Consider the following 24,218-nt stretch of genomic DNA (forward strand, 5'->3'; position numbering starts at 1 on the left):
CCGGCCCCCCGCGCCACGGGTTTGCCGGTGCCGCTCAGGTCGCCGCCCAGCCAGACGAAACGGTCACTCGGCGATACGGATTGATCACATCACGACATCAATTGTGTCGGAATTTCGCCCAGAAAGGCTGACACCGGACAGCTTCCTGACAGCTTTCCCGACTAGGCTGCCAAGCCGTGACCGACGATCAGGCACCGCCGGCACCCCCGGTCGACACCGCCCCCGCCCGCCCCCGCAGCTGCGACCCGCAGGAACTCGGCTTCACCCGCCGTCCACCGGTTCCGTGGCTGGCTCCCCTCCTCCTGATCAGCACCGGGCTGCGCGCCCTGCTGGCCCTGCTGTTCGGGGCGTACCTGGACAAGCGGGAGTTGCAGAACTCGCTGTCCAGCGACGGCTATCGGGAGCCCGGCGACCAGGACGGGCTGTGGCTGGACTACGTGGCCGACCTGGGTGACGGGTTCGACGCCACCTACTCGGTGGCCTACCTGCTCGCCCAACGGGAGATCACCGTCGAGGGGCAGCGGCTACCCCGGGGCGACGTACTGGTGATGGGCGGCGACCAGGTCTATCCGACCGCCAGCGGCGAGGCGTACGAGGACCGCTGCAAGGGGCCCTACCAGGCGGCGCTGCCCCAGGTGCGGCCGGGCGAGCAGATGCCGAACCTCTACGCGGTGCCCGGCAACCACGACTGGTACGACGGACTGACCGCCTTCCTGCGGCTCTTCGCCCGGTCCCGGGACAACGACCTCGGCGGCTGGTGCACCCCGCAGCACCGGTCCTACTTCAGCATCGAGCTACCGTCCGACTGGTGGCTGTTCGCTCTGGACGAGCAGTCCGGGGCGTACCTGGACGATCCGCAGTTGCGCTACTTCGAGCAGGCCGCCACCGCACTCGGCCCCGAGTCCCGGGTGATCCTGGTGGTGCCGGCACCGTCGTGGGTCAAGGCCGTCGACAACCCCGGGGCGTACGACGCGGTCGACTACTTCGTACGAAAGGTGATCGCCCCCACCGGGGCGCAGGTCCGGCTGCTCCTCTCCGGCGACCTGCACCACTACGCGCGATACACCGGGCCGGACCGGGAGCTGATCACGTGCGGTGGCGGCGGTGCCTATCTCTATCCCACGCACAAGCTGCCGGAACGGATCGAGGTGCCGCCTCGGGACAGCCTGACCCGGCGGCCGAGCCGTACCGAGTCGTACCGGCTTACTGCCCGCTACCCGGACGCGGCCCGGTCCCGCCGCTACGGCTGGGGAGTCTTCGGCCGGCTACCGCTACGTAATCCGGGTTTCCTGACACTGCTCGGGCTGCTGCACACCCTGCTGATGCTGGCGATGGCCGGGGTCGCCGTGCAGCGTGCCGGCACCAGCGACCGGGGCCTGTTCAGCGTGCCGATGGTCGGCATGCTGGCGATCATCCTGATCGGCGCGGGCCTGTTCGCCAAACCGCCGAGCGCCGGCGGGAAACGGCACGCCCGGCACTGGATCCTCGGACTCAGCCACGGTATCGCGCAGATCGCGCTGGCCACGCTCGGGACCTGGATCTGGCTGACGTTGCCGTTCCACGACTGGCCGGGTGCGTTACCGGTGATCACCGCCGGTGTCCTCTACGGACCGGTCGCCGGTTTCGTCGCCGGTCAGCTGACCGCCGCTTACCTCCTGGTCGCCGGAGCGTTCGGGGTCAACCTCAACGAACTCTTCGCCGGCCAGGGCATCGAAGATGCCAAGTGTTTCCTCCGACTGCACTTCGGCCCGACCGGGGAGCTGACCATCTATCCGATCGCGATCGACCGGATCTCCCGCTCCTGGCAGGCCGATCCTGACGGCGCACCCGACACCTCGTGGATGTCACCGACGGATCCCCTGCCGGCACGGTTCGCCGAACCGCCGCTGACCCTGCGCTGACCGCCGAATGCCTTGACCACCCTAGCCCGGGTAGCGCTGTTCGTGGGCCTGCCGGGAGCCGCAGACCTCGGAGAGGGCACATCGACTGACCGCACCGTCGGAGTGGCGTCGGACGGTGACCGTCTCGCTGGGTGGGTGGCGGGACACGATCCGCCCCTCGCCCTCCGGGGTGCGGACCAACTGGCCACCAGCCGGATAATTGCCACTTTTTTCATACAACGGATGCTCGAACTTCAGGCAACACATCAGCCGACCGCACGCCCCGGAGATGCGCAGCGGGTTGAGCGGCAAATCCTGCTCCTTGGCCATCCGGATGGTCACCGGCTCGAAGTCGGTGAGGAAGGTGGCGCAGCAGAGGTCCCGCCCGCACGAACCGATCCCGCCCTGGACCCGGGCCGAGTCGCGGGCGGAGAGCTGGCGCAGTTCCACCCGGCAGTGCAGGGTGGCACCGAGGTCGCGGACCAGCGACCGGAAGTCGACCCGGTGCGGCGCGGTGAAGTAGATGGTGGTCCGTCCGCCGCTGGACTGCTCCAGCACATGGTCGACGGCGATCACCTTCATCGGCAGGTCGTGCTCGCGGATCAGCCGCTTGGCCGCCACCTTCGCTTCGGCCTTGCGCTTGCGTTGCAGCTCGTCCCGGCGTAGGTCCTCGTCGTTAGCCATGCCCGCCAGCCGGGGGAACCCACTGGTGTCCTCGCCGACCCACTGCGCGGCCCAGACACACTCGGCCACCTCGTTACCGTCGTCGGTGGGCACCAGCACCCGGTCACCGACCGTCGGCCGCAGCTCACCTGGATCAAGGTAGTAGAGCCGCCCATACCGGTTGAAACTGACCGCGCAGAGCATACCCATGGGCATCACTCTACGACGGAACCACGTCGGCCCGGTCGATCGATCAACTACCGATCCGGGTGGTCTGGTCGAAGCCGGTGGCCCCCTCCACCGAAGGTCGAAGGATCAGCTCGGACAGTCGCGGTGGCCACCGGTGCAGCAGCGTCTCCGCCTGCTCGTACGCGTCAGCCACTGTGGACAGCGTGCGGGCGCCGACAGCAGCGGCGGCCCGTACCGCGCCCGGATCGCCCGGGGCGGAGTCCTCCGCACCCACGCCGGTCACCAGGGTCACCGCCTCCGCCGAGCCCAACGCCGCCACGAGGGTGCTGGCCAACTCCGCCCGGCTCCGGGTCGCCCACTCGACCAGCGCGTCGGCATGGTCGGCGGTGGCGGTCAGCCGCCCCAGCAGGCTCTCCGTCCCGCCGGTGAGATGCTCCGCGAGCGCGGCCCGCTGGATGTCGAAGGCGTCCGCCGCGCTGCCCTGCCAGGTGCCGGTGGCGGCGAGGGCGGCCTGCGGTTGGTCGTACACCCGGGTCAGTTCCCGGAGCATCTGACCGGCGGCGGCCAGCGGGGCCGGCTGGAGCGCGATGATCGCGCCGGCCGCCGCTCCGGGCAGGGCTCGCAGTCGACGCAGCAGCGGCGCGATCGGATGTCCGGCCGGCACTCCGCCGAGGGTGAGCGTACGGTCCACCCGGGCAAGCAGGTCACTGGCGGGTTCGGCCAGGTGGTCAAGGAGGTCCATGGTCATGCCTCCCCGGGCAGCCGGCGTCGGGCGGCCGCGTCGGCGTCGGCGTAACCGGCTGCCGCGACCCGCACCGAGGCGGCGACGTCGGCCAGGTGGCTGGCCACCCTGGCGGCCTCGCTGGACCGGGCGGCGGTGGCGGCCGACCACTGGTGGTGCAGGGCCCGGCCGACTGCCCCTGGCCAGCCCGGTGTGTCCGCCCCCAGGACGATCGGGTCGGGGGCGACGGTCGCCAGGGTACGGGCGGCAGTGTCCAGCGCGGTGGCCGCCTCGTCCAGGCGATCGGCCAGGTCACGCAGGCTGTCCATTCAGGCCTCCGTCAGCGGCCGGTAGTCACTGAACGTCTCGGCGTGCAGTTTCTCCCGCGCCCAGCGGGCGGCGTCGGCCGCCGCGGTGACCGCGGCCCGCACCGAGCGGGCGACCTCAGCCGAGGTACGGGTGTGCAGGGGCCCGAGGAACCGTACGTCGGTGATGGTGCCGGCGGCGGTGACCGCCACCTCGACCAGCCCGTCCGGGGAGCGGACGGTCACCTCGACGCCGTGCACCGCCTTGTCGAACTCGGCCCGGTGCGACTCGATACGCCGGTAGCGCTCGACCGCCTCCTCGATCCAGGTCTCGTCGATCTCGCGCGCCCCCATCGGCAGGCTCCTCTCGGCAGGCCCGTTCACCGAGCGTGCCCCGACCATCGCGATACGGCACCGAACCGTACCGGCCGACGATCGGCAAGGGAACCCTTGAGATCGATCCACGACACTGGATTCGGATTGCGGCGACCTCCGAGACCCCCGGTCAGCCCCGCCAGAGGTTGAGCATCATCGCCTCCACCGCGATCCGCGGCTTGACGTTGGCCTCGATCGCCGAGCGGCAGGCGAGCACCGCCTCCAACCGGCGCAGGGTCGCCTCCGGTGCCCACTTCTCGGCCGCCGCACGGGCCAGCGGCACGGTGTCGGTGTGCACCGGTGCGACCGGTGCCCGCAACGTCATGGTCAGGACGTCCCGGTAGAAGCCGGCCAGGTCGACCAGGGCCCGGTCCAGCGAGTCCCGCTGGGCGCGGGTGGCCCGGGACTTCTGCCGCCGTTCGAGTTCCTTGATCTGGCCGGCGGATCCCCGGCTCGCGCCAGCCGCTCCCTTGCCGGTACCGCCCGCCCCCAGCGCCGTTTGCAGGGCAGCCTTCTCGGCGGCGTCGGTCTCGGCCACCGACGCTGCCGCCTCGGCTTCGGCCGCCTCGATCAGCGCGGAGGCGGCGTCGAAGCAGGCCCCGACCCCGGTCAGTCGCCGGGGCACGGCCAGTACGGCCTCCCGCCGCTGCCGCGCCTCCGCGTCGTTGGCCAACCGGCGGGCCCGACCGACGTGCCCCTGCGCGGCGGCAGCCGCCCAGCCGGCCATCTCCGGGGTGATCCCGTCCCGGTCCCGCAGCACGGTCGCCACCGCGTCGGCGGACGGCTGCCCCAACGGCACCAGCCGGCACCGGGACCGGATGGTCACCGAGATGTCGTCCGGGTGGGTCGATGGGGCACAGAGCAGGAAGACCGTACGCGGTGGGGGTTCCTCGATCGCCTTGAGCAGCGCGTTGCCGGCGGCTTCGGTGAGGCGGTCGGCGTCGGCGATGACCACCACCTGCCAGCGCCCGCCGGCCGGCGTGCTGGCGGCCCGTAGCACCAGGGCACGCATCTCGCTGACGCTGATGGAGAGCCCGTCGGGGGCCACGAACCGCACGTCGGCGTGGGTTCCGGCCAGGGTGGTACGGCATCCGGCGCAGTCCCCGCAGCCGGTGCCGTACGCGCACTGCAACGCCGCCGCGAAGGCGCGGGCCGCGACCGACCGGCCGGACCCGGGCGGCCCGGTGAAGATCCAGGCGTGGGTCATCGCGCTACCGGCGGAGAGCCCGTCGGCCGTCTCGGCCCCGCCCCGGTCTCCTGCGGCCACCGCCTCGGCCGCGCGGATCACCTCGTTGGCCGCCTCCGCCGCCCGCCGCAGGGTCTGGACCGCCTCAACCTGGCCCACCAGCTCGGTGAAGACGTCAGGCATCAGGGCCGCCGTTCCCACTCACTGTCCATGACAGACACCAGCTCGTCCTCGGACAACCTCGGTTGACCCGGCGGGTCAGGAACTTTTCCCAGTTCGGCTCCGCCGCTGTCGGTCGGATCGGCACGTAGCCCGTCGACCCGGGCCAGCACCGTGGGAGCGATCTCCACCGCTGACTGGGACGCGTCGAGCACCAGGTAACGCTTGGGGTCGGCGGCGGCCAGGTCGAGGAAGGCGTAGCGGACCCGCTCGTGGAACTCGACCGCCTCGTTCTCCAGCCGGTCGATGCCGGCTCCGCGCTCGGCCACCCGGGCCAGGCCGACGACCGGGTCGACGTCGAGGAGTACGACCAGGTCCGGCTTGAGCCCGCCGGTGGCCCAGGAGGAGAGCCAGGAGACCTCGTCGACCGGAAGCGTACGACCGGCCCCCTGGTAGGCCAGGGACGAGTCGACGTACCTGTCGCTGATCACCACCGCGCCGCGGGCCAGTGCCGGGCGGACCACGGTGGCGACGTGTTGGGCCCGGTCGGCGGCGTAGAGCAGCGCCTCGGCCCGGGGGGAAAGGCTCTCCGGACCCTCCGTACCGTCCAGCACCAGGCCCCGGATGCGCTTGCCCACGCCGGTGGCCCCCGGCTCCCGGGTCACCACCACCTCGCGGCCCTGGGCGCGCAGCGCCTCGGCGAGCCGGGTGACCTGGGTCGACTTGCCGGCCCCCTCGCCGCCCTCGAAGACGACGAAGAGTCCGGCGGAGGTGAACGGTTCGGCCGGCGAGAGCGGACGACCCCGGATCGATCCCCAGAGGTCGAGCAGCACCGGCACACCCGGTTTGTCGTCCATCTGGCGGAACGCGCTGATGCCGGCGAAGATCCCGGCGATGCCGGCGACCAGCAGCAGCAGGCGGGTGGAGGAGACCGAGATGCCCAGGTTGGCGATGTTCAGTTCCCGGGAACCGGCGACACCGACCAGCACGCTGCTGACCGAGATGGCCAGCATCAGCACCAGCCGGGTACCGGTCTGCACCACGGCGAAGACCCGGCCGCGTACGTCGTCGGCGATCTCCCCGCCGAGCAGGGTGGTGCCGGCGAGGAAGGCCATTCCCGCCCCGGCACCCACCAGGATCGCGCCGAGCATCGCCATCGACAGGTGCAGGGCGACGGCCAGGAACAGCACCGAGGCGCTGGCCAGGACGATGCTCATCCCGAACCAGCGTCGCCGGGACATCTCCCGGACGATCATCGGGCCGAGCCCGATACCGAGCGACAACCCGACGAAGATGGCACCGAAGAGCAGGTAGAAGGCGGCGTCGCCGGCACCGAGCGAGGAGGCGAAGAAGCGGGCCGTGCCGATGACGATGCCACCGCCGGCGAACGCGCCGAGGATGCCGAGGACCAGTCCCCGGACCAGCGGGGTCTTGCCGATGAACTTCCAGCCGTCGACGAACTGGCGCAGCATGCCCTGTTCGGGTCGGCCGCGTGGGCCGTCCCGGCCGCTGATCTCCTTGATGCCGAAGAACACCACCAGGGCGGTGGCCAGCCGGGAGAACGCGTTGATCCAGAGCGCGATCTGGGCTGGCTCGGCCCAGCCCAGTGACTCGTTACCGGAGATTCCCCGGACCAGCGCCTCCAGCGCCGCCGCGCTGAGCGCGGCCAGGATGGGAGTGATGCCGTACGTGGTGATCAGCGTGAGCTGGTTGGCCATCTCCAGCCGGGTACGCGGGATCAGGTTGGGAACCGCCGCTTCCTTGGCCGGGATCCAGATCAGCGTGATCGTCTCGATCAGGAAGGTCGCGATCGCCGCCCAGCCGACCACGACCCCGCCCCTGGCCCCGAGCAGCGCCACCATCGGAATGGAGGCGAAGAGGACGAAGCGCAGGATGTCGCAGATGGCCATGGTCAGTCGTCGGTCGAACCGGTCGGCCAACACGCCGGCGACGGGACCGAGGATCAACGCGGGCAGCAACCGGACCGCGATCACACCACCGAACGCGGCTCCCTTGGCGGTGTCCCCGCTGACCTGGGCGGCGGCGAAGATCGAGGTGGCCAGGAGGCCGAACCAGTCACCGAACGAGGCCGCGCCGAGCACCAGCCAGAGCCGGCGGAACGGGCGGATCCGCAGGACGGACCGCAGGGCCTGGTAGCCGGTCAGGTCGACCTGGGCGGCGGGCGGCGTCGACGGCGCAGCGCCCGGTGTCTTGCCACCGGCCGCACCGCTCTGATTCGTGTCGATGGCCGCTACCTCCAGATGCTGCCCAGCGCCGGGCTCCCCCGACCCCACACTCTAGTCGTGGCGGGGGTGGACACAGCCGGCGACATTCGTCGGGGGCGAGCAGCGCCGGCTTTGCCACCCACCTGGACCGCTCGGACGATCTGTCCGGGTTCCGCGCCACCCCGAGTCAGACACGAGGGTATTTCGCATTTACCGCTGGCCGGTTAGCGTGCTCGGGTGCCTACCGAACGCGACACCCAGCACGCCGGAGACGCCACCCGGCGTGCCGAACGCGACACCGCGCAGGCGGGACGCGCCGCCCTTCATGCCGAACGCGACATCCTGCGCGCACGCCTGGACCGGGCCACCGCGCACCTCGACCCACCCTTCGCGGTCGTCGACCTCGCCGCCTTCGACGCAAACGCCACCGCCCTTGTCACCCGGGCCGCCGGCAAACCGGTACGGATAGCGAGCAAGTCCGTGCGCTGCCGGGACCTGCTCGGGCGGGCACTGGCCCGGCCGGGTTGGCACGGCGTGATGGCGTACACCCTGGCCGAGGCGATCTGGCTGGTCCGGACCGGGGTCAGCCGGGACGTGCTGGTGGCCTACCCGACGGCGGACCGGGGTGCGTTGGCCACACTGGCCGGCGACGAGGAGTTGGCCACGGCCATCTCCGTCATGGTGGACAGCCCAGCCCAACTGGACCTGATCGACTCGGTCGCTGCCCCGCAGCACCGCGCCGCGATCCGGGTCTGTCTCGAACTCGACGCCTCGTGGCGGCCGTTCGGTGGCCGGCTGCACGTCGGGGTACGCCGCTCACCGGTGCACTCGGCCGAAGCCGCCGGCGCGCTGGCCGCGCACGTCGCCGGCCGGCCCGGTTTCCGGCTGGTGGGCCTGATGGCGTACGAGGCACAGATCGCCGGGCTCGGGGACGCCCCACCCCGGCAGGCACTGCGCGGGTTGACCATCCGCACTGTGCACCGCCGGTCGTACCGGGAGTTGCTCCGCCGGCGCGGTGCGGCGGTGGCTGCCGTACGCGAGCATGCCGATCTCGCGTACGTCAACGGCGGCGGCACCGGCAGCCTCGCGCTGACCAGCGCCGATCCGGCGGTGACCGAGGTCACCGCCGGTTCCGGACTGTACGGGCCGACACTGTTCGACGGCTACCGGGCCTGGCGGCCGACACCGGCCGCCGGCTTCGCCCTGTCCGTCGTACGCCGTCCCGGTCCCCGTGTGGCGACCGTGCTCGGCGGTGGCTGGATCGCGTCCGGCCCGGCCCAGGCGAGCCGACTGCCCATGTCGTGGCTGCCGGTCGGGCTGCACCTGACCGGCACCGAGGGTGCCGGCGAGGTGCAGACCCCGCTGATCGGGTCGGTAGCCGACGAACTGCACGTCGGGGACCGGGTGTGGTTCCGCCACGCCAAGGCCGGCGAACTCTGCGAGCACGTCAACGAGCTGCACCTGGTCGACGGTGAGGAGGTGGTGGGGACGGTGCCCACCTATCGGGGTGAGGGCCACGCCTACCTGTGACTGATGCCCCCACCTACCGACGAGTGCGGGCCACGCCTACCGGTGAACGGCGACGGTGCCCGGCGCTCACTTCTTCACGCCCCCGCTGCTCTTCGTCGCGCGCCGCCGATCGGACCGGGCGTCGACATGCCGGTGCAGGTATTCGCGGATCAACGCCTTGGCCTCCGCGAGCACCCGTTCGTCGCCGTCGGTGTCGCGACGGAACGCCAGCTTGATCAGCGCGTCGGCGGTCTCGACCGCGATCTCCAGGGCGAACCTCAGGTTGGGCTCGTCGGTGATGCCGAACTGCTCGACCAGGACGCGGGCGATCTGCTCGGCGATGACCCCGTTGTTGTCCTGGCTCTCGTCGAGCAGGTGCACGTCGACGACGTCGCCGAAGTGCAGGGTACGGAAGCCGGGCATCAGCCGGTGCATCGCGATGTACTCGTCGATGCTGGCGTCCACCCCGTCCCACCAGTGGGCGAGGTCGCCCCGGGAGAACCGTTCGCTGAGCCGTTCCAGATAGGCCTCCATGTTGCGCAGGGTCAACGCCTGCACGATGGCCCGTTTGTCCGGAAAGAACTGATAGACCGAGCCGATCGCCACCTCCGCCCGTTCGGCGAGCAGCGTCGTGGTGAGGCCTTCATAGCCCACCTCGTCGACCAACTCGGCACAGACGTCGAGCATTCGTTGGACCCGGGCTACGCTGCGGCCCTGCACCGGAACGCGGCGCAATGGACCGGATGTGGCGGTTGATGTGGACACTCGTCGCCACTCCCCTTTCGAGCCATGAACATATCTAAACGTCGCGGGTTCGAAACGCTACCCGGATTAACGATCCAGGGGGATTTGCGGTATTTACTCACACCAGGATTCCTGATATGAATACGTTTCATTTTCTGTTTCGGGATGGCAGCTGGAGGACCGCATGCGCGGTACCACACCCCCACCGTCCGGCACCGTCGACTCGGCATGGTCGAACTGGGCCGGTAACCAGAACGCCACCGCCCGCACGGTACTCGCCCCGGTGACCGTGGCCGAGACCGTCACCGCGGTCGAAACGGCCCGTGCCACCGGACGACGGATCAAGCCCGTCGGCAGTGGCCACTCCTTCACCGACATCGCCTGCTCCGACGACCAACGGATCGAGCTGGCGAAGTTGGCCGGGGCGATCCGGGTCGACAGCGCGCAACGCCTGGTCACCGTGCCAGCCGGGACACAGCTACGAGCACTCAACCAGCTACTCGCCGGGCACGGGTTGGCCATGCCCAACCTCGGCGACATCGACGCACAGACCATCGCCGGTGCCATCTCCACCGGCACCCACGGCACCGGGGCCGGCTACGGCTGCCTCGCCACCTTCGTGGCTGGGCTCACCCTGGTCACCGGTACGGGCGAGGTGCTGCACTGCTCCGCAGACGAGAACCCCGACGTCTTCGCCGCCGCCCGGGTTGGCCTCGGCGCGCTCGGAGTGATCGTCGAGGTGACCCTGCGCTGCGACGACGCGTTCACCCTCAGGGCCCACGAACGCCCAGCCCCGCTGACCGAGGTGCTGGCCGACCTGCCCACCCTGATCAGCGACAACGACCACTTCGAGTTCTACTGGTTCCCGTACACCGACCGGGTGCAGGTAAAGATCAACAACCGGGTGCCGACCGACGACCGGCCGTTGCCCCGGTTCCGGGGTTGGCTGGACGACGAGTTCCTGTCCAACACCGTCTTCGAAGGGGCCTGCCGCCTCGGCCGCAGCCTGCCCGGCCTGGTGCCCACGATCAGCTCGATCTCGGCACGGGCACTCAGCGAGCGGATCTACACCGGCCGCTCCGACACGGTCTTCTGCACCTCACGACGAGTCAGATTCACCGAGATGGAATACGGCCTGCCGAGGGAAACGCTGCCCGAGGCGCTGGCCGCCCTGCGCCGCCTCGTCGACGGACTGCCGTTCAAGGTGCTCTTCCCGGTGGAGGTACGGTTCACCGCCCCGGACGACATCTGGCTCTCCCACGGCTACGGGCGCGAGTCGGCGTACCTGGCGATCCACCAGTACGTCGGTGCACCGTACGAGCCGTACTTCCGGGCCTTCGAGGAGATCGCCCAGGGACTGGGCGGCCGACCGCACTGGGGCAAACTGCACTACCGCGACGCGGCGTCACTCGCGCCCGCGTACCCCCGGTTCACCGACTTCCTGGCGGTACGGAACCGGCTCGACCCGGGCCGAATCTTCGCCAATGCCTACACCGATCGGGTCCTGGGCGCCTGACCAAGGTAGATCTTGGTGGCTTTCGACCCGCCAAGGGCCGGAACCCACCAAGATCTGCTACTCGGACGCCTCCTTGACAGCGGCGGCCTTCCTCGGCGCGGTCTTCTTGGCGGCCGTCTTCTTGGCGGCGGTCTTCTTCGCTGGCCCACCACCATCGGCCTCGGCGGTCTTCTTCGCGGTGGCCTTCTTCGCGGTGGCCTTCTTCGCCGTCGTCTTCTTGGCCGCAGTCTTCTTCGCGGCGGTCTTCTTGGCGGCCTTCTTCTTCGGCGCCGGCCCCTTGGCCCGCTTCTCCGCGAGCATCTCCGACGCCTCTTCCAGGCTCAACGCCTCCGGCGTCTGGCCCCGGCGCAGCGACGCGTTCGTCTCGCCGTCGGTGACGTACGGCCCGAACCGGCCATCCTTGATGATTAGCGGCTTCTCGGTCAACGGGTCCGCCCCCATCTCCCGCAGCGGTGGGGCCGCCGCCCGGCGCTGCCGGGTCTTCGGGGCGGCCAGCAACGCCAACGCCTCGTCCAGGGAGATCGTGAAGATCTGCTCCTCGGATTCGAGGGAGCGGAACTCGTCGCCCTGCTTGACGTACGGGCCGTAGCGACCGGCCGCCGCCAGGACCTCGGCACCGTCCGGTGCGGTCCCCACCAGCCGGGGCAGGCTCAGCAGCTGAAGCGCGTCGGCCAGGGAGAGCGAATCCGGCTTCTGGGACCGCAACAGCGAGGACTTACGCTCGCCACTGGCGACGTACGGGCCGAACCGGCCGGACTTGAGCACGATCGGCTCCCCGGTCTCCGGGTGCTCGCCGAGCTTGCGCTCACCGCCGCCACCGAGGAACAGCTCGTGTACCTTCTCCGGCGTCAACTCGTCCGGCGCGACCCCCTCCGGGATCGGGGCCCGGTCGCCACCGGCCCCGCCGTCCTCGCCCTCCGCGGTCGCCCCGGCGGTGGGCTCGACGCCCGTGGCCAGGCCGGCGGTCGGCTCGACGCCCGGCAGCCGCCGCTCCAGGTACGGCCCGTAGCGGCCGACCCGGACCACCACGTCCCGCCCCTCGTCGTCGCGGAACAGCGGGATCGAGTTGACGCTCCGCGCATCGATCTCACTCAGGTTCTCGGTGACCAGCTTCTTCAGGCCGCCCGCCCGGGCAATCGAGTCGTCGCCGTCCACCGTGCCACTGCCGAAGTAGAACGCGGTGAGGAAGTCCACCGCAGCGTGATCGCCCCCGGCGATCTCGTCCAGCTCGTTCTCCATCGTGGCGGTGAAGTTGTAGTCGATCAGCCGGGGATAGTGCCGCTCCAGCAGGCCGACCACGGCGAACGCCAGGAACGACGGGATCAACGCCTGGCCGCGCTTGGCGACGTATCCCCGGTCCTGGATGGTCTGCATGATCGAGGCGTACGTGGAGGGGCGACCGATGCCCAACTCCTCCATGGACTTGACCAGCGACGCCTCGGTGTACCGGGACGGCGGCTGGGTGTGGTGCCCCTGCGCGACCAGTTCGTCGGCGGTCAGCGGCTGGTCCCTGGTCAGGTTCGGCAGGCGCCGCTCGGCGTCCTCAGCCTCGGCAGTCTCGTCGTCGGAGGACTCGACGTACGCCCGCAGGAAGCCCGGGTCGGTGATCGTCTTGCCGGTCGCCCCGAAGTCGACCTCCTCGCTACTGGTGGAGATCGCCCGGATCCGCACCGAGACGCTGGAGCCGACCGCGTCGGTCATCTGCGAGGCAATGGTGCGCCGCCAGATCAGCTCGTAGAGCTTGAACTCCTCGCCGGAGAGTTCGTTGGCCACCTCACCCGGGGTACGGAAGTTGTCCCCGGCCGGTCGGATCGCCTCGTGCGCCTCCTGTGCGTTCTTGACCTTGCCGGTGTAGCGGCGCGGCTCCGGTGGCACGCTGCGGTCGCCGTACAGCTCGGCGATCTGCCGACGGGCCGCCGCGATGGCGGTCTCCGACAGGTTGACCGAGTCCGTACGCATATAGGTGATGTAGCCGTTCTCGTACAGGCGCTGTGCGGTACGCATCGTCTGCTGCGAGGAGAACCGCAGCTTACGGGCCGCCTCCTGCTGAAGTGTGGAGGTGATGAACGGCGCATAGGGCCGCCGCCGGTAGGGCTTCTCCTCGACCCGGGTGACGGTGAACGGCCGTCCGTCGAGCCGGGCGGCCAGACCTCGGGCCCCCGCCTCGTCCAGGTGCCGGACCCCGGCCCCGGGCTTCACCCGACCGGTGGTCGGCTCGAAGTCCTTGCCGGTGGCGATCCGGTCGCCGTCCAGGCCGATCAGGGTGGCGTGGAACGTACGCGGACCGTCGCCGGCCGCCTGGACCGCCAGCGTGGCCAGGATGTCCCAGTATTCGGCGGAACGGAAGGCCATCCGCTGTCGTTCCCGCTCGACCACGATCCGGGTGGCCACCGACTGGACCCGACCGGCCGACAGCCCGCTGCGCACCTTCTTCCACAGCACCGGCGAGACCTCGTAGCCGTAGAGCCGGTCGAGGATGCGTCGGGCCTCCTGCGCGTCGACCAGGTCCCGGTCGATCTCGCGGGGGTTCGCCACCGCCGTCTGGATGGCCGACTTGGTGATCTCGTGGAAGACCATCCGCTTGATCGGGACCTTGGGCTTGAGCGTCTCGACCAGGTGCCAGGCGATCGCCTCGCCCTCACGGTCCTCGTCGGTGGCGAGGAAGACCTCGTCCACCTCCTTGATCAGCTTGGTCAACTTGGCGACCTGCTGCCTTCGGTCGGGTGAGACGACGTAGAGCGCGGCAAAGCCGTGGTCGACGTCGACCCCGAGCCGGGCCCACGGCTCCTTCTTGTACTTGGCGGGTACGTCGTCGGCGTTGCGCGGCAGGTCGCGCACATGGCCGAAGCTGGCCTCGACGACGTACCCCGGGCCGAGATAGCCCGAGATCGTCTTGGCCTTCGCCGGCGACTCGACGATGACCAGACGGGTGCTCTTGGCGTTACTCGGCACGTCTCTCCCCGACCTCACTCATGGTGTTCTGCCCGGGCCGGACATCACACCGGGCAATTGTCGCCTGGCTGACCGTCGTGGCCGCGCGCTCGCCGCCGAACCGCGCCGTCGCGTCGGCAATCCGAACGTCCAACGTAACGCGCTCTTCGCCTCCTGGGTTGCGCGGGCGGCGAACCAACCCGCTGAGCAGCGGTTACGTCGGGGTACCACAATCACACGGAAGGATGACCCGGACGGCGACACGGTACACCCACAGTCAGCCTCCACGTGGCCCATCGGCCGTCAGAACGCCCCCGATCCACCCCCGATCCGCCCCGAGACGCCGTCCCAGGTCAGCTTGAGGATGCCTCAGCGGCGACCCGGGAGGGGGCCGACCCGGCATACCAGGCCACCGGAACCTCAGACCGGCGGCGGCGGCGGCCAGTGCGCCGGGGGCGCAGCTGGTGGCCGGTCGCCCACCAGCTCCGCCAGTCTGGTGAGGCGACGCCGGCCGGTTATCCGGTACGCCGGGCCACCGGCCCGAGCATCGAGCAGCGCCGCCGCCAGCCCGATCGCGGCCAACGCGGCACCGACCGGTGCCCAACAGTCCCGATCGTCGGGGCCGAGCCGAAGCAGGTAACCCAGTGTGTCCCGGTCGCCGGCCGCCGCGACCCACAGCCGGAGCCGGGGACCATCCAGGTGGAAGTCTCCCGGTGGATGCTTCACCGTGCCCCGTAGCCAGCTTGCCGCGAGCGGCGCGAGCGTACTGGCGTACGAGGTGCGAACCGCGTGTCGGTCGGGCACGTCGGCCACCCAGTTGGCGGTCAGCCCGCGCTGGGCCAGCTCGGCGACGAGGACGTGCACCCGCCAGGCGGCGTCCACCACGACACCCACCCGGGCCGTACCGCCCATCCGGACCACCTGCCCCGGACCGGCGAGCAGGCCGGCAAGATCGGCAGGGGTGGGCCGGATCGCCTCCACCCCGAAGAGTGAGAGCTGCCGGCCCGCCTCGGATGGCGTCAGCGACACTCCGGGACCTCGTCGAACGCCTCCTCAAGTTCCGGCGAGTCCAGATTGGTGGTGTCCAGCGCGCTTGCCGCGTACTCCTGGTTGAGAATGTCGATCGCTGTCTTGACCCCGTCGTAGAACGCCCCAGCCTGCCCGATACCCAGCCCTTCGATCGAGTTCTTGGCCTTGGCGTACGCGTCCCGCACAGCGGTGAGCGAGGCGAGGAATTCCCGGGAGACGAGCTCGCCCTTTTCCACGTCCGGTACGCCGGCGGCGGCCACCTTCTTACGGGCCGTCTCGCTGGCCTTCTCCGCCCCGCCCAGGAGCCGGACCAGGTTCTCCTTCGCCTGTGCTGGCGTGGTCTTGGCGGTCATCTGCTGCTGGGTGCTGCTGGTCAGGTCGCTGATCTCGGCCCGCCACGGGGTGAGGGCGGCACAGACCGAGGCGGCCCAGACCTGGGCCGTGGGTCCACTGCCACAGGCCCCGAGAAGGAGGGCGAGGGTGGCCAGGACCATGGTGAGCGGGCCAGCGGGTGCGCGGGGCGTACGCATGCGTTGCAGCGTACGGCGTCGCCGACCGGGCCGTGGTCACGGCGGGACGGGGCAGGTGCCGGAGCCGGCCGGGACAGGCTTGGTCAGTACCGGGGACCGGTCGGGGCGGGGCAGGTGCCGGAGCCGGTCGGGACGGGCTTGGTCAGTACCGGGGACCGGTCGGGGCCGCTGGGTCGACGGCCCCGACCGGGTCGAATGGTCAGACGTTCACCGTCTCCGGCCGCTGATCCGGGCTGCCGCTGCCGGTGCCACCCGAGCCGGGACCCGGTTCGGACATGGCAACCGGCTTGCGCTTGCTGAACAGCACCGCCACCACGATGATCAACGTCGCGACCACCGCGACACCGATCCGCAGTGGCGTGTTCTGGTCGCTGCCCACGCTCCACGCCACCACCGCCGGGGCGATCAGCAGCGAGACCAGGTTCATCACCTTGATCAGCGGGTTGATCGCCGGGCCGGCGGTGTCCTTGAACGGGTCACCGACCGTGTCACCGATCACCGTCGCGGCGTGCGCGTCGGAGCCCTTGCCGCCGTGCGCCCCGTCCTCGATCAGCTTCTTGGCGTTGTCCCAGGCCCCACCGGAGTTGGCCAGGAAGACCGCCATCAGGGTGCCGGCCCCGATCGCCCCGGCCAGGTACGACGCGAGCGCACCGGGCCCGAGACCGAAGCCGACCGCGATCGGTGCCAGGATGGCCAGCAAACCGGGGGTCATCAGTTCCCGCTGCGCGTCCCGGGTGCAGATGTCGACGACCTTGCCGTACTCGGGGCGCTGGGTGCGGTCCATGATGCCGGGCATCTCCCGGAACTGGCGGCGTACCTCCATCACCACGGCACCGGCCGAGCGGGAGACCGCGTTGATGGCCAGACCGGAGAAGAGGAACACCACCGCCGCACCGATGATCAAGCCGACCAGGTTGCGCGGATTGGCCACGTTCAACGCGTTGAGGATCTCGTTGGTGACATCCCCCACCCCGGCGTCGGCGTACGCCGTCCGGAGCGTGTCGGTGTACGAGCCGAAGAGCGCGGTCGCGGCCAGCACCGCCGTGGCGATCGCGATGCCCTTGGTGATCGCCTTGGTGGTGTTGCCCACCGCGTCGAGTTCGGTGAGGGTACGGGCCCCGTGCTCGTCGATGTCCCCGGACATCTCGGCGATGCCCTGCGCGTTGTCGGAGATCGGGCCGAAGGTGTCCATCGCCACGATCACCCCGACCGTGGTGAGTAGACCAGTGCCGGCCAGCGCCACCGCGAACAGCGACAGCGTGATGGAGCTGCCGCCGAGCAGGAACGCGCCGAAGACCCCCGCGCCGATCAGCAGCGCCGAGTAGACGGCCGACTCCAGACCGATGCTGATGCCGGAAAGGATGACGGTGGCCGGTCCGGTCAGCGAGGTCTTGCCGATGTCCTGCACCGGACGACGGTTCGTCTCGGTGAAGTAGCCGGTCAGGGCCTGGATGGCGGCGGCCAGCACGATGCCGATCAGCACTGCGCCGATGGCGACCACCCGTGGGTTGCCGTCGATCGGGGTGCCGTCGGCGGCGCGGAGCCCGTTGACGAGTTCGCCGAAGTTCGCCGGCAGGTAGAGCCAGGCGGCGATGGCGACCAGGACCGCCGACAGCAGGGCGGAGAGGTAGAACGCCCGGTTGATCGCGGTCAGACCGGAGCGGTCCGACGCGCGCAGCCGGGTGATGAAGACGCCGACGATCGCGATGAGCACCCCGATGCCGGAGACGATCAGCGGGAAGACCAGCCCCTCCTCGCCGAACGCTGCGCGGCCGAGGATCAGGGCCGCGACCAGCGTCACCGCGTACGACTCGAACAGGTCGGCAGCCATGCCGGCACAGTCACCGACGTTGTCGCCCACGTTGTCGGCGATGGTCGCGGCGTTACGCGGATCGTCCTCCGGAATGCCCTGCTCGACCTTGCCGACCAGGTCGGCACCGACGTCGGCGGCCTTGGTGAAGATGCCGCCGCCGACCCGCATGAACATGGCGAGCAGGGCGGCCCCGAAGCCGAACCCTTCCAGCACGGTCGGCGCGTCCCCCTTGTAGAGCACGACGACCAGTGCCGCACCGAAGAGGCCGAGACCGACGGTGAGGAAGCCGACCACACCGCCGGTGCGGAACGCGATCTGCATCGCGGCCTCCCGACCGCCCCGGGCCTCCCGGGCGGCGGCGGCAACCCGCAGGTTCGCCCGGGTGGCCAGGGCCATACCGGCACCGCCGATGAACGCGCTGAAGACCGCACCCACGACGAAGAAGCCGGATCGGCCGATCTTGACCAGCAGCTCGCTGTTGTCGGTGTCGTGTACCGGCAGCAGGAAGAGCAGCAGCACGGCGATCACGACGAATATGCCCAGGGTTCTGAACTGGCGAAGCAGGTATGCCGAGGCGCCCTCCTGGACCGCCCCGGAGATCTCCTGCATGTTTGTGGTGCCCTTACCGGTTGCCAGTACCGCCCTGGTCAGGGCGGCGGCAAAGCCGAGTGCCACCAACGCGATGACCGCGGCGATGATCACATACGACAGGTTCGCACCGGTAAGGGACAACCCGCCGCCTGCGGCGGCCAAGGTCCCGGACATCTATGTCCTCCTGTACCGAACACTCGCGCCGCCGGTGGACGAACCGGCCCGGGCGGCCACACGGATTCGCAAGTGTCTGTGCGCCGACCCATGCCCGCGGACCAGCGTCGATCACCCGATCCCGCCGGCTGCGGGACCAGGACACTTGCTGATAACCCCGGGTACTCTAGCCGCCAACGGTGGCAGAGGTCACACCCTCACCGCACCGTGTCGCGGTGATCTTCGTCGTTGTGTTAGGCCGACGAAGTGATGTATAGACGCAGATATTTACGCACTTGCCGGTGGCAGCGTCCGGTTCGCGGTCAGAACCGATAAGGCGACCGACCGACAGCCAGCGGCTCGATCACGTCCGCCCAGCGGTCAGCGGCTCGATCACGTCCGCCCAGCGGTCAGCGGCTCGATCACGTCCACCCAGCGGTCAGCGACCGATCGGCCAGACCATCCGTACCTGGGTGCCGATTCCCTCGTCCACGGGACGCACCTGAAGGTCCTCGACCAGGCCGGCCAGCAGGGCGAAGCCGACCCCGGTGGTGAGCGCCTCGTCGGTCAACGACTCGTTGGTCAGCTCGTCTGGCGGCAGTGCCGTCAGCCCGAGTCCCGCCTCGATCGGTGCCCGGTCGATCACGCGGACGGTGTACATCCCCACGTCGGACATCTCGACCTCCACCAGGTCGGTCAGGCCGTACTGGTTGTGCAGGGCGACCGCCCGGGTGCACGCCTCACCGATGGCGAGCCGCAGCTCGTCGAGGAGTTCCTCGGCGACGCCGGCCCGCCGGGCCACGGCGACACCGACCAGCCGGGCGGTACGCACGTGCACCGGCGCGGGAGAGAAGGAGAGCCGGACCGTCGCCATCACGCGCTGGCGCCGGCCGAGCCCGAGCCGGTCGCGGAGTCGATGCTGGGATGGATCGGGAAGACCTGGTCCAGCGCGGTGATCCGGAAGATCTTGAGCAGCGGTTCCTTCGCGCAGACCAGACCGAAGGTGCCACCGGCCGCACGCAGCCGCTTCAGGGCACCGACCAGCACACCGAGTCCGGTCGAGTCGAGGAAGTCGACCCGCCCCAGGTCCACGACGACGTTACGGGCCCCGCCGTCGACCAACTCGACGAGCCGTTCCCGTAGCCGAGGGGCGGTATAGACGTCCACCTCGCCGCCGACCTCAAGCACCGTGTGATCGGCGACGGTGCGGGTCGCCAGCGATAGCTCCATCAGTCCCCTCCTCTGCCCACCAGGACACCCCTGGGCATCTAACCATCGGCCGGCACGAACCGCATCGAAGGTGCACCGGCACCAACCCTTTACCCACGCCCCGGCTTTTCCATCGCCCCTCGACAGTGCGAGAGTGCAGGACGTGACCTCCGCAGCCACAGTATCGGCAGGCTCCGGAGCCGACTGGTCGGGTCCGGCCGGCAATCCGACACCGGCGGACCTGCTCCGCCGGCTGCGGGCCCGCAGTGGCATGACCGCCGCCGGTGACCCGGTCACCCACGTCGAGCAGGTCACCGCCCGCGCCGGCACCACCGCCCCCTGGCCAGACTGGGTGCCCGAACAGCTACGCGCAGCGCTCGCCGGGCGAGGGGTCGTCGCGCCCTGGCGGCATCAGACCGAGGCGGCCACCCTCGCGTACGAGGGACAGCACGTCGTCGTCGCCACCGGCACCGCCTCCGGCAAGTCACTGGCGTACCAGCTGCCCACCCTGGCCCGACTGCTGACCGACCCCCGGGCCACAGTGCTCTACCTGGCCCCCACCAAGGCGCTCGCCGCCGACCAGTTACGCACGGTCAGCGAGTTGGGCCTCGACGACGTACGACCGGCCTGCTACGACGGGGACACCCCACGGGCCGAACGGGAGTGGATCCGCCGACACTCCCGGTTCGTGCTGACCAATCCGGACATGGTGCACCACGGAATGCTGCCCGGTCATGCGGGCTGGTCGACGTTCCTGCGCCGGCTCACGTACGTGATCGTGGACGAGTGCCACACCTATCGGGGCGTCTTCGGGTCGCACGTCGCCCATGTGCTGCGGCGGCTCCGCCGTCAGGCCGCCCGCTACGGCCGCTCCCCGGTGTTCGTACTGGCCTCGGCGACCTCGGGGGATCCGGCGGTGGCAGCCGAACGGCTCACCGGGCTGCCGGTGACGGCGATAACCCAGGATCACTCGCCGCGCGGCGGCCTGACCTTCGCCCTCTGGGAGCCACCGCTGCTGCCCGCCGACCCGGAACCGGCGATGCCCGGGTCAGCCCTCCCCGGATCCGGCCGCCCCGGGTCTGCTGTTCCGGGACCGGCCGCACCGGCCGACGACGTCCCCGGCGCCGGCACCGCCCTGGTCCGCCGCTCGGCGCTGCGGGAGACCGCCGACCTACTCACCGACACCGTGGCCGCCGGGGTGCGGACCCTGGCGTTCGTCCGGTCCCGACGCGGTGCCGAGGTGGTCGCCACCACCACGCGGCACGCCCTGAACGAGGCGGTGCCCGGTCTCGGCGAACGGGTCGCCGCCTACCGGGCGGGTTACCTGCGGGAGGACCGACGGGCGTTGGAACGGTCGCTACTCACCGGCGAGTTGCTCGGTCTCGCCTCGACCAACGCCCTGGAGTTGGGTGTCGACCTGGTCGGGCTGGACGCCGTACTGATCTGCGGTTATCCCGGCACCCGCGCCTCGCTGTGGCAGCAGGCTGGCCGGGCCGGGCGCTCCGGGCAGGAGTCGCTGGCGGTGCTGGTGGCCCGGGACGACCCGCTGGACACCTACCTGGTGCACCATCCGGAGGCACTGTTCGGGCAGCCGGTGGAGGCGACGGTGCTCGACCCGGCCAACCCGTACGTCCTGGGCCCGCAGTTGTGCTGTGCAGCGGTCGAGGCGCCGCTGACCGAAGCCGACCTCGACCTGTTCGGGCCCGGCTCGGCCGAGGCGGTCGAGGCGCTGGTGGCCGGTGGGGCGCTGCGGAAACGCCCGACGGGGTGGTACTGGCGGCACTCCGGGCGGCCCGAGGTGGACCTACGCGGCACCGGCGGTACGCCGATCTGCGTGGTCGAGTCGACCACCGGTCGGCTGCTCGGCACGGTCGACCCGGCGTCGGCCCACGTCACCGTCCACCCCGGCGCGGTACACCTGCACCAGGGTGCCTCCTACGTCGTCGACGAGTTGGACCTGGAAGACGGCTGCGCCCTGGTGCACGCCGAGGAGCCGGACTGGTCGACCCATGCTCGGGACGTCACCTCGCTGTCGGTGGTGTCGGTCCGGTCCCGGCTGGACGCCGGTCCGATCAGCCTCTTCCTCGGCGAGGTCGACGTGACCAGCCAGGTGGTGTCGTACCAGCGGCGGCGGATAGCCACCGGGGAGGTGCTGGATACCCGCCCCCTCGACCTACCGGCCCGCGAGTTGCGGACCGTGGCGGTCTGGTTCACGGTCTCCGATCCGGCCCTGGTCGAGGCGGAAGTCGAACCGGCCGACGTGCCGGGTGCGCTGCACGCCGCCGAGCATGCGGCGATCGGACTGTTGCCGCTGGTGGCGACCTGTGACCGGTGGGACATCGGGGGACTCTCCACCGCACTGCACCCGGACACCGAGAAGCCGACGGTCTTCGTCTACGACGGGCACCCGGGCGGGGCGGGCTTCGCCGAACGGGCGTACCGGGTGGCGGAGGCGTGGCTGCGGGCGACCCGGGACGCGATCGTCGAGTGTGGCTGCGAGGCGGGCTGCCCATCCTGTGTCCAGTCGCCGAAGTGCGGCAACGGTAACAATCCGCTGTCGAAGGCTGCGGCGGTACGGGTGCTCGACGTGGTGTTGTCCAACCTGGCGAAGAGTCGGACCTGCTCGCCGTAGTTTTCGCAGTCCCCACCGGTCGTGGTCTCGGGGTCGATGGGAGGACCCTTGTCGGCTCCCATGGTTAAGCTCCTCGTCCCCGGTGGAGTATCGGGCGGATCAATGTGGAGGCCGACGTCGTGACGGTGCTGCTGCGGATGGTGGAAGAGGCCGACCTGGATGCGTTCTTCCAGCATCAGCTCGACCCGGAGGCGATCTGGATGGCCGCTTTCACCGCCGAGGATCCCTCGGACCGGGCAGCTTTTCTCGCCCGCTGGGCCAAAATCCTCGGCAACGAGAGCATCGTTACGCGGACCATCGTGGTCGACGCCAGCGTGGTCGGCCATGTGGCCAGCTTCGTCCAGGAGGGCGATGTCGAGGTCACCTACTGGGTCGACCGGGCAGTATGGGGTCGGGGCATCGCCTCCCAGGCACTGGCTGCGTTCCTGACCGAGGTGACGACCCGGCCGTTGCATGCCCGGGTCGCGAAGGACAACATCGGCTCCCGCAAGGTCCTTGAACGGTGCGGTTTCACGGTCGTCGGTGAGGACAGTGGTTTTGCGTACGGGCGGGGCCGAGATGTCGAGGAGTTCCTGTTGCGCCTGGCGGCATAGCGTTCGCATTCCGGGTCAGAAGATCAGATTTACCGCCACCGTGAGGACGATCGACGCGACGATCGAGAAGAGGATCATCAGCAGGCAGCCGAGCCCGCCGCCGAGTGGTCTGATCTCCACGTTGCCGATCCGCATGCTGCTCCTCGTGACTCGGTAACGTCAGGTCGTCGTAACCCGGAGGTTCCCCGACCTGCCTGCTGTCCGGCGCCCTCTCCCCGTACCCGGGTAATGCCCCCTCAATACGATTCGAGCCGAACCAGTATTTGCTCATACGATCAAACTGGTGAGAATACCGCCCATTACCGCCTATCCCGTCTCTTCCCGCCCATTGGGGAGCAGGATGTAAGTCGTGCGGGTGTTACCTCAGGCGCGGATCGGCCCGGCCCGAGCAGTGACAGTGGCGGACCGGTCCAGTCCCGGCAACGGGGTGGCGGCCACCTCAACGGTCACCTCCAGGTCGAGGCCGTCCACAGTGCAGCCGGTGAGCCGACCGCCATTGGCGGAGACGATGGTGGCCGCCCGATCACAGGCAACCACCGGACCATCGAGCGCGTGGACGGCTCCGGCCAGCGCGCCCAGATCTGCCGCCACCCGCGCCTGGTGCCGAGCGACTCGGGCCGCACCGACTGCCGCCCCGCCGATGCCAGCCGCCACCAGCACCAGCCCGATCGCAAGCAACCACAGCGACGCGCTTCCCCGTTCCCTGGCAGTCGTCATGGGGCTGCCTCCGACGCGCCAGGCTCGACGGCGGCGACGGCCGTAGCCGAGACGGTGAGCCGGGGCAGACGTGCGCCCAATGCGCGGACAGGAGCGCGTACCGTCGCCGCAACTGTCTCCCCCGCCACGGCGACCGACACGACGGCCCCGGCCGGCGCGGCGCGCTGCCCTGCCGACACCCCGTCCTCACCTCGGGCGGCAGCCAGGGCCGCTTCTCGGGCGGCGTCCACACACTGCGCCTTCGTGGTCACGGCGTGGACCGAGGTGAGTCCGACGAACAACAGCAACATCAGCGCCGGCAGGCCGGCCGCGAGTTCAGCCGTATACGAGCCTCGGTCCCGGCCGGCCCACCAGCGCCGGATCACTTCAACGCCCGATCGATGACGGCGGTCAGGGCGGCCTGGACGTTGCCCGAGGTGAGGACCTTCAACAGAAGGCCGGCGAAGGCCACGGCAGCGAGGGTGCCGACGGCGTACTCGGCGGTGTTCATTCCGGCGTCGCCCCGCAACCGGGCTCGGAGTCTACGCATGCTGGTGTTCCTTTCTTCG

At 70.3% G+C, this 24,218-nt stretch carries 21 protein-coding genes; 5 read left to right on the top strand and 16 right to left on the bottom strand.

Annotated elements, in window-relative coordinates; all coding sequences use genetic code 11:
- The first annotated feature begins 176 nt into the window (after positions 1-176).
- Positions 177-1,901: a metallophosphoesterase family protein gene (locus FHR38_RS10985; RefSeq protein ID WP_184534573.1), complete on the top strand. Its 1,725-nt coding sequence runs from the start codon at positions 177-179 to the stop codon at positions 1,899-1,901.
- 21 nt (positions 1,902-1,922) lie between these two features.
- Here the strand turns inward: FHR38_RS10985 and FHR38_RS10990 are convergent, their stop codons facing one another.
- The 6 genes from FHR38_RS10990 to tmk form a co-directional block, all read right to left on the bottom strand.
- Positions 1,923-2,753, bottom strand: a complete 831-nt coding sequence (locus FHR38_RS10990) for a PSP1 domain-containing protein (RefSeq protein WP_184534574.1) — start codon at positions 2,751-2,753, stop codon at positions 1,923-1,925.
- A 43-nt stretch (positions 2,754-2,796) separates the two neighbouring features.
- Entirely contained in the window at positions 2,797-3,474 is a 678-nt protein-coding gene (locus FHR38_RS10995; RefSeq protein ID WP_184534575.1) for a hypothetical protein, read from the bottom strand.
- A 2-nt stretch (positions 3,475-3,476) separates the two neighbouring features.
- Positions 3,477-3,782 (bottom strand): type VII secretion target, encoded by a 306-nt coding sequence (locus tag FHR38_RS11000; protein WP_184534576.1) that lies wholly within the window; start codon positions 3,780-3,782, stop codon positions 3,477-3,479.
- Positions 3,783-4,112 carry a YbaB/EbfC family nucleoid-associated protein gene (locus FHR38_RS11005; protein WP_376771397.1) on the bottom strand — a complete coding sequence of 110 codons (330 nt, stop codon included), beginning with the start codon at positions 4,110-4,112 and terminating at the stop codon, positions 3,783-3,785. It abuts the gene before it with no gap.
- 151 nt (positions 4,113-4,263) lie between these two features.
- The gene (locus tag FHR38_RS11010; protein WP_184534577.1) at positions 4,264-5,502 is read right to left on the bottom strand and encodes a DNA polymerase III subunit delta'; all 1,239 of its coding nucleotides are present in this window, start codon (positions 5,500-5,502) and stop codon (positions 4,264-4,266) included.
- Complete coding sequence (tmk, locus tag FHR38_RS11015) at positions 5,502-7,580, bottom strand: dTMP kinase (RefSeq protein WP_312882539.1); 2,079 nt, start codon at positions 7,578-7,580, stop codon at positions 5,502-5,504. Before tmk ends, FHR38_RS11010 begins: the two co-directional genes overlap by 1 nt.
- 462 nt (positions 7,581-8,042) lie before the next feature.
- On the opposite strand from tmk, the gene FHR38_RS11020 reads away from it, so the two are divergent.
- Positions 8,043-9,233 carry an amino acid deaminase/aldolase gene (locus FHR38_RS11020; protein WP_184539524.1) on the top strand — a complete coding sequence of 397 codons (1,191 nt, stop codon included), beginning with the start codon at positions 8,043-8,045 and terminating at the stop codon, positions 9,231-9,233.
- Between the two features lie 66 nt (positions 9,234-9,299).
- On the opposite strand, the gene FHR38_RS11025 is transcribed toward FHR38_RS11020, so the two are convergent.
- Complete coding sequence (locus tag FHR38_RS11025; RefSeq protein WP_184534578.1) at positions 9,300-9,899, bottom strand: TetR/AcrR family transcriptional regulator; 600 nt, start codon at positions 9,897-9,899, stop codon at positions 9,300-9,302.
- 241 nt (positions 9,900-10,140) lie between these two features.
- Here FHR38_RS11025 and FHR38_RS11030 point away from each other — a divergent pair, with 241 nt between their 5' ends.
- Positions 10,141-11,472, top strand: coding sequence for a D-arabinono-1,4-lactone oxidase (locus FHR38_RS11030; protein WP_184534579.1), 1,332 nt, complete (start codon positions 10,141-10,143; stop codon positions 11,470-11,472).
- A 57-nt stretch (positions 11,473-11,529) separates the two neighbouring features.
- Here the strand turns inward: FHR38_RS11030 and topA are convergent, their stop codons facing one another.
- The 6 genes from topA to FHR38_RS11060 form a co-directional block, all read right to left on the bottom strand.
- Positions 11,530-14,424 (bottom strand): type I DNA topoisomerase, encoded by a 2,895-nt coding sequence (gene topA, locus FHR38_RS11035; RefSeq protein ID WP_184534580.1) that lies wholly within the window; start codon positions 14,422-14,424, stop codon positions 11,530-11,532.
- A gap of 399 nt (positions 14,425-14,823) precedes the next feature.
- Positions 14,824-15,432 carry a hypothetical protein gene (locus FHR38_RS11040; RefSeq protein ID WP_184534581.1) on the bottom strand — a complete coding sequence of 203 codons (609 nt, stop codon included), beginning with the start codon at positions 15,430-15,432 and terminating at the stop codon, positions 14,824-14,826.
- Positions 15,423-15,962 carry a hypothetical protein gene (locus tag FHR38_RS11045; protein ID WP_184534582.1) on the bottom strand — a complete coding sequence of 180 codons (540 nt, stop codon included), beginning with the start codon at positions 15,960-15,962 and terminating at the stop codon, positions 15,423-15,425. Before FHR38_RS11045 ends, FHR38_RS11040 begins: the two co-directional genes overlap by 10 nt.
- A gap of 199 nt (positions 15,963-16,161) precedes the next feature.
- Positions 16,162-18,540, bottom strand: a complete 2,379-nt coding sequence (locus FHR38_RS11050; protein WP_184534583.1) for a sodium-translocating pyrophosphatase — start codon at positions 18,538-18,540, stop codon at positions 16,162-16,164.
- Between the two features lie 418 nt (positions 18,541-18,958).
- Positions 18,959-19,396 (bottom strand): ATP-binding protein, encoded by a 438-nt coding sequence (locus tag FHR38_RS11055; protein ID WP_184534584.1) that lies wholly within the window; start codon positions 19,394-19,396, stop codon positions 18,959-18,961.
- Positions 19,393-19,749, bottom strand: coding sequence for an STAS domain-containing protein (locus tag FHR38_RS11060; protein WP_184534585.1), 357 nt, complete (start codon positions 19,747-19,749; stop codon positions 19,393-19,395). The genes FHR38_RS11055 and FHR38_RS11060 overlap by 4 nt, the downstream gene beginning before the upstream one ends.
- Before the next feature lie 142 nt (positions 19,750-19,891).
- Between FHR38_RS11060 and FHR38_RS11065 the strand changes: the two genes are divergently transcribed.
- Together FHR38_RS11065 and FHR38_RS11070 are read left to right on the top strand one after the other, a co-directional pair.
- Entirely contained in the window at positions 19,892-22,360 is a 2,469-nt protein-coding gene (locus tag FHR38_RS11065; RefSeq protein ID WP_184539526.1) for a DNA 3'-5' helicase SftH, read from the top strand.
- 137 nt (positions 22,361-22,497) lie between these two features.
- The gene (locus FHR38_RS11070; RefSeq protein WP_184539528.1) at positions 22,498-22,953 is read left to right on the top strand and encodes a GNAT family N-acetyltransferase; all 456 of its coding nucleotides are present in this window, start codon (positions 22,498-22,500) and stop codon (positions 22,951-22,953) included.
- A 363-nt stretch (positions 22,954-23,316) separates the two neighbouring features.
- Here FHR38_RS11070 and FHR38_RS11075 read toward each other — a convergent pair whose 3' ends face one another.
- From FHR38_RS11075 to FHR38_RS11085, 3 genes are read right to left on the bottom strand one after another with little or no spacing between them, the layout of a single operon-like run.
- A complete protein-coding gene (locus FHR38_RS11075) occupies positions 23,317-23,670 on the bottom strand; it encodes an Rv3654c family TadE-like protein (protein WP_184534586.1) in 354 nt (117 codons plus the stop codon).
- The gene (locus tag FHR38_RS11080; RefSeq protein ID WP_184539530.1) at positions 23,667-24,032 is read right to left on the bottom strand and encodes a TadE family type IV pilus minor pilin; all 366 of its coding nucleotides are present in this window, start codon (positions 24,030-24,032) and stop codon (positions 23,667-23,669) included. Before FHR38_RS11080 ends, FHR38_RS11075 begins: the two co-directional genes overlap by 4 nt.
- Entirely contained in the window at positions 24,032-24,199 is a 168-nt protein-coding gene (locus FHR38_RS11085; RefSeq protein ID WP_184534587.1) for a DUF4244 domain-containing protein, read from the bottom strand. Before FHR38_RS11085 ends, FHR38_RS11080 begins: the two co-directional genes overlap by 1 nt.
- Positions 24,200-24,218: the final 19 nt, after the last annotated feature.

Origin of the sequence: Micromonospora polyrhachis, from assembly GCF_014203835.1 — a bacterium.
Lineage (GTDB): Bacteria > Actinomycetota > Actinomycetes > Mycobacteriales > Micromonosporaceae > Micromonospora_H > Micromonospora_H polyrhachis.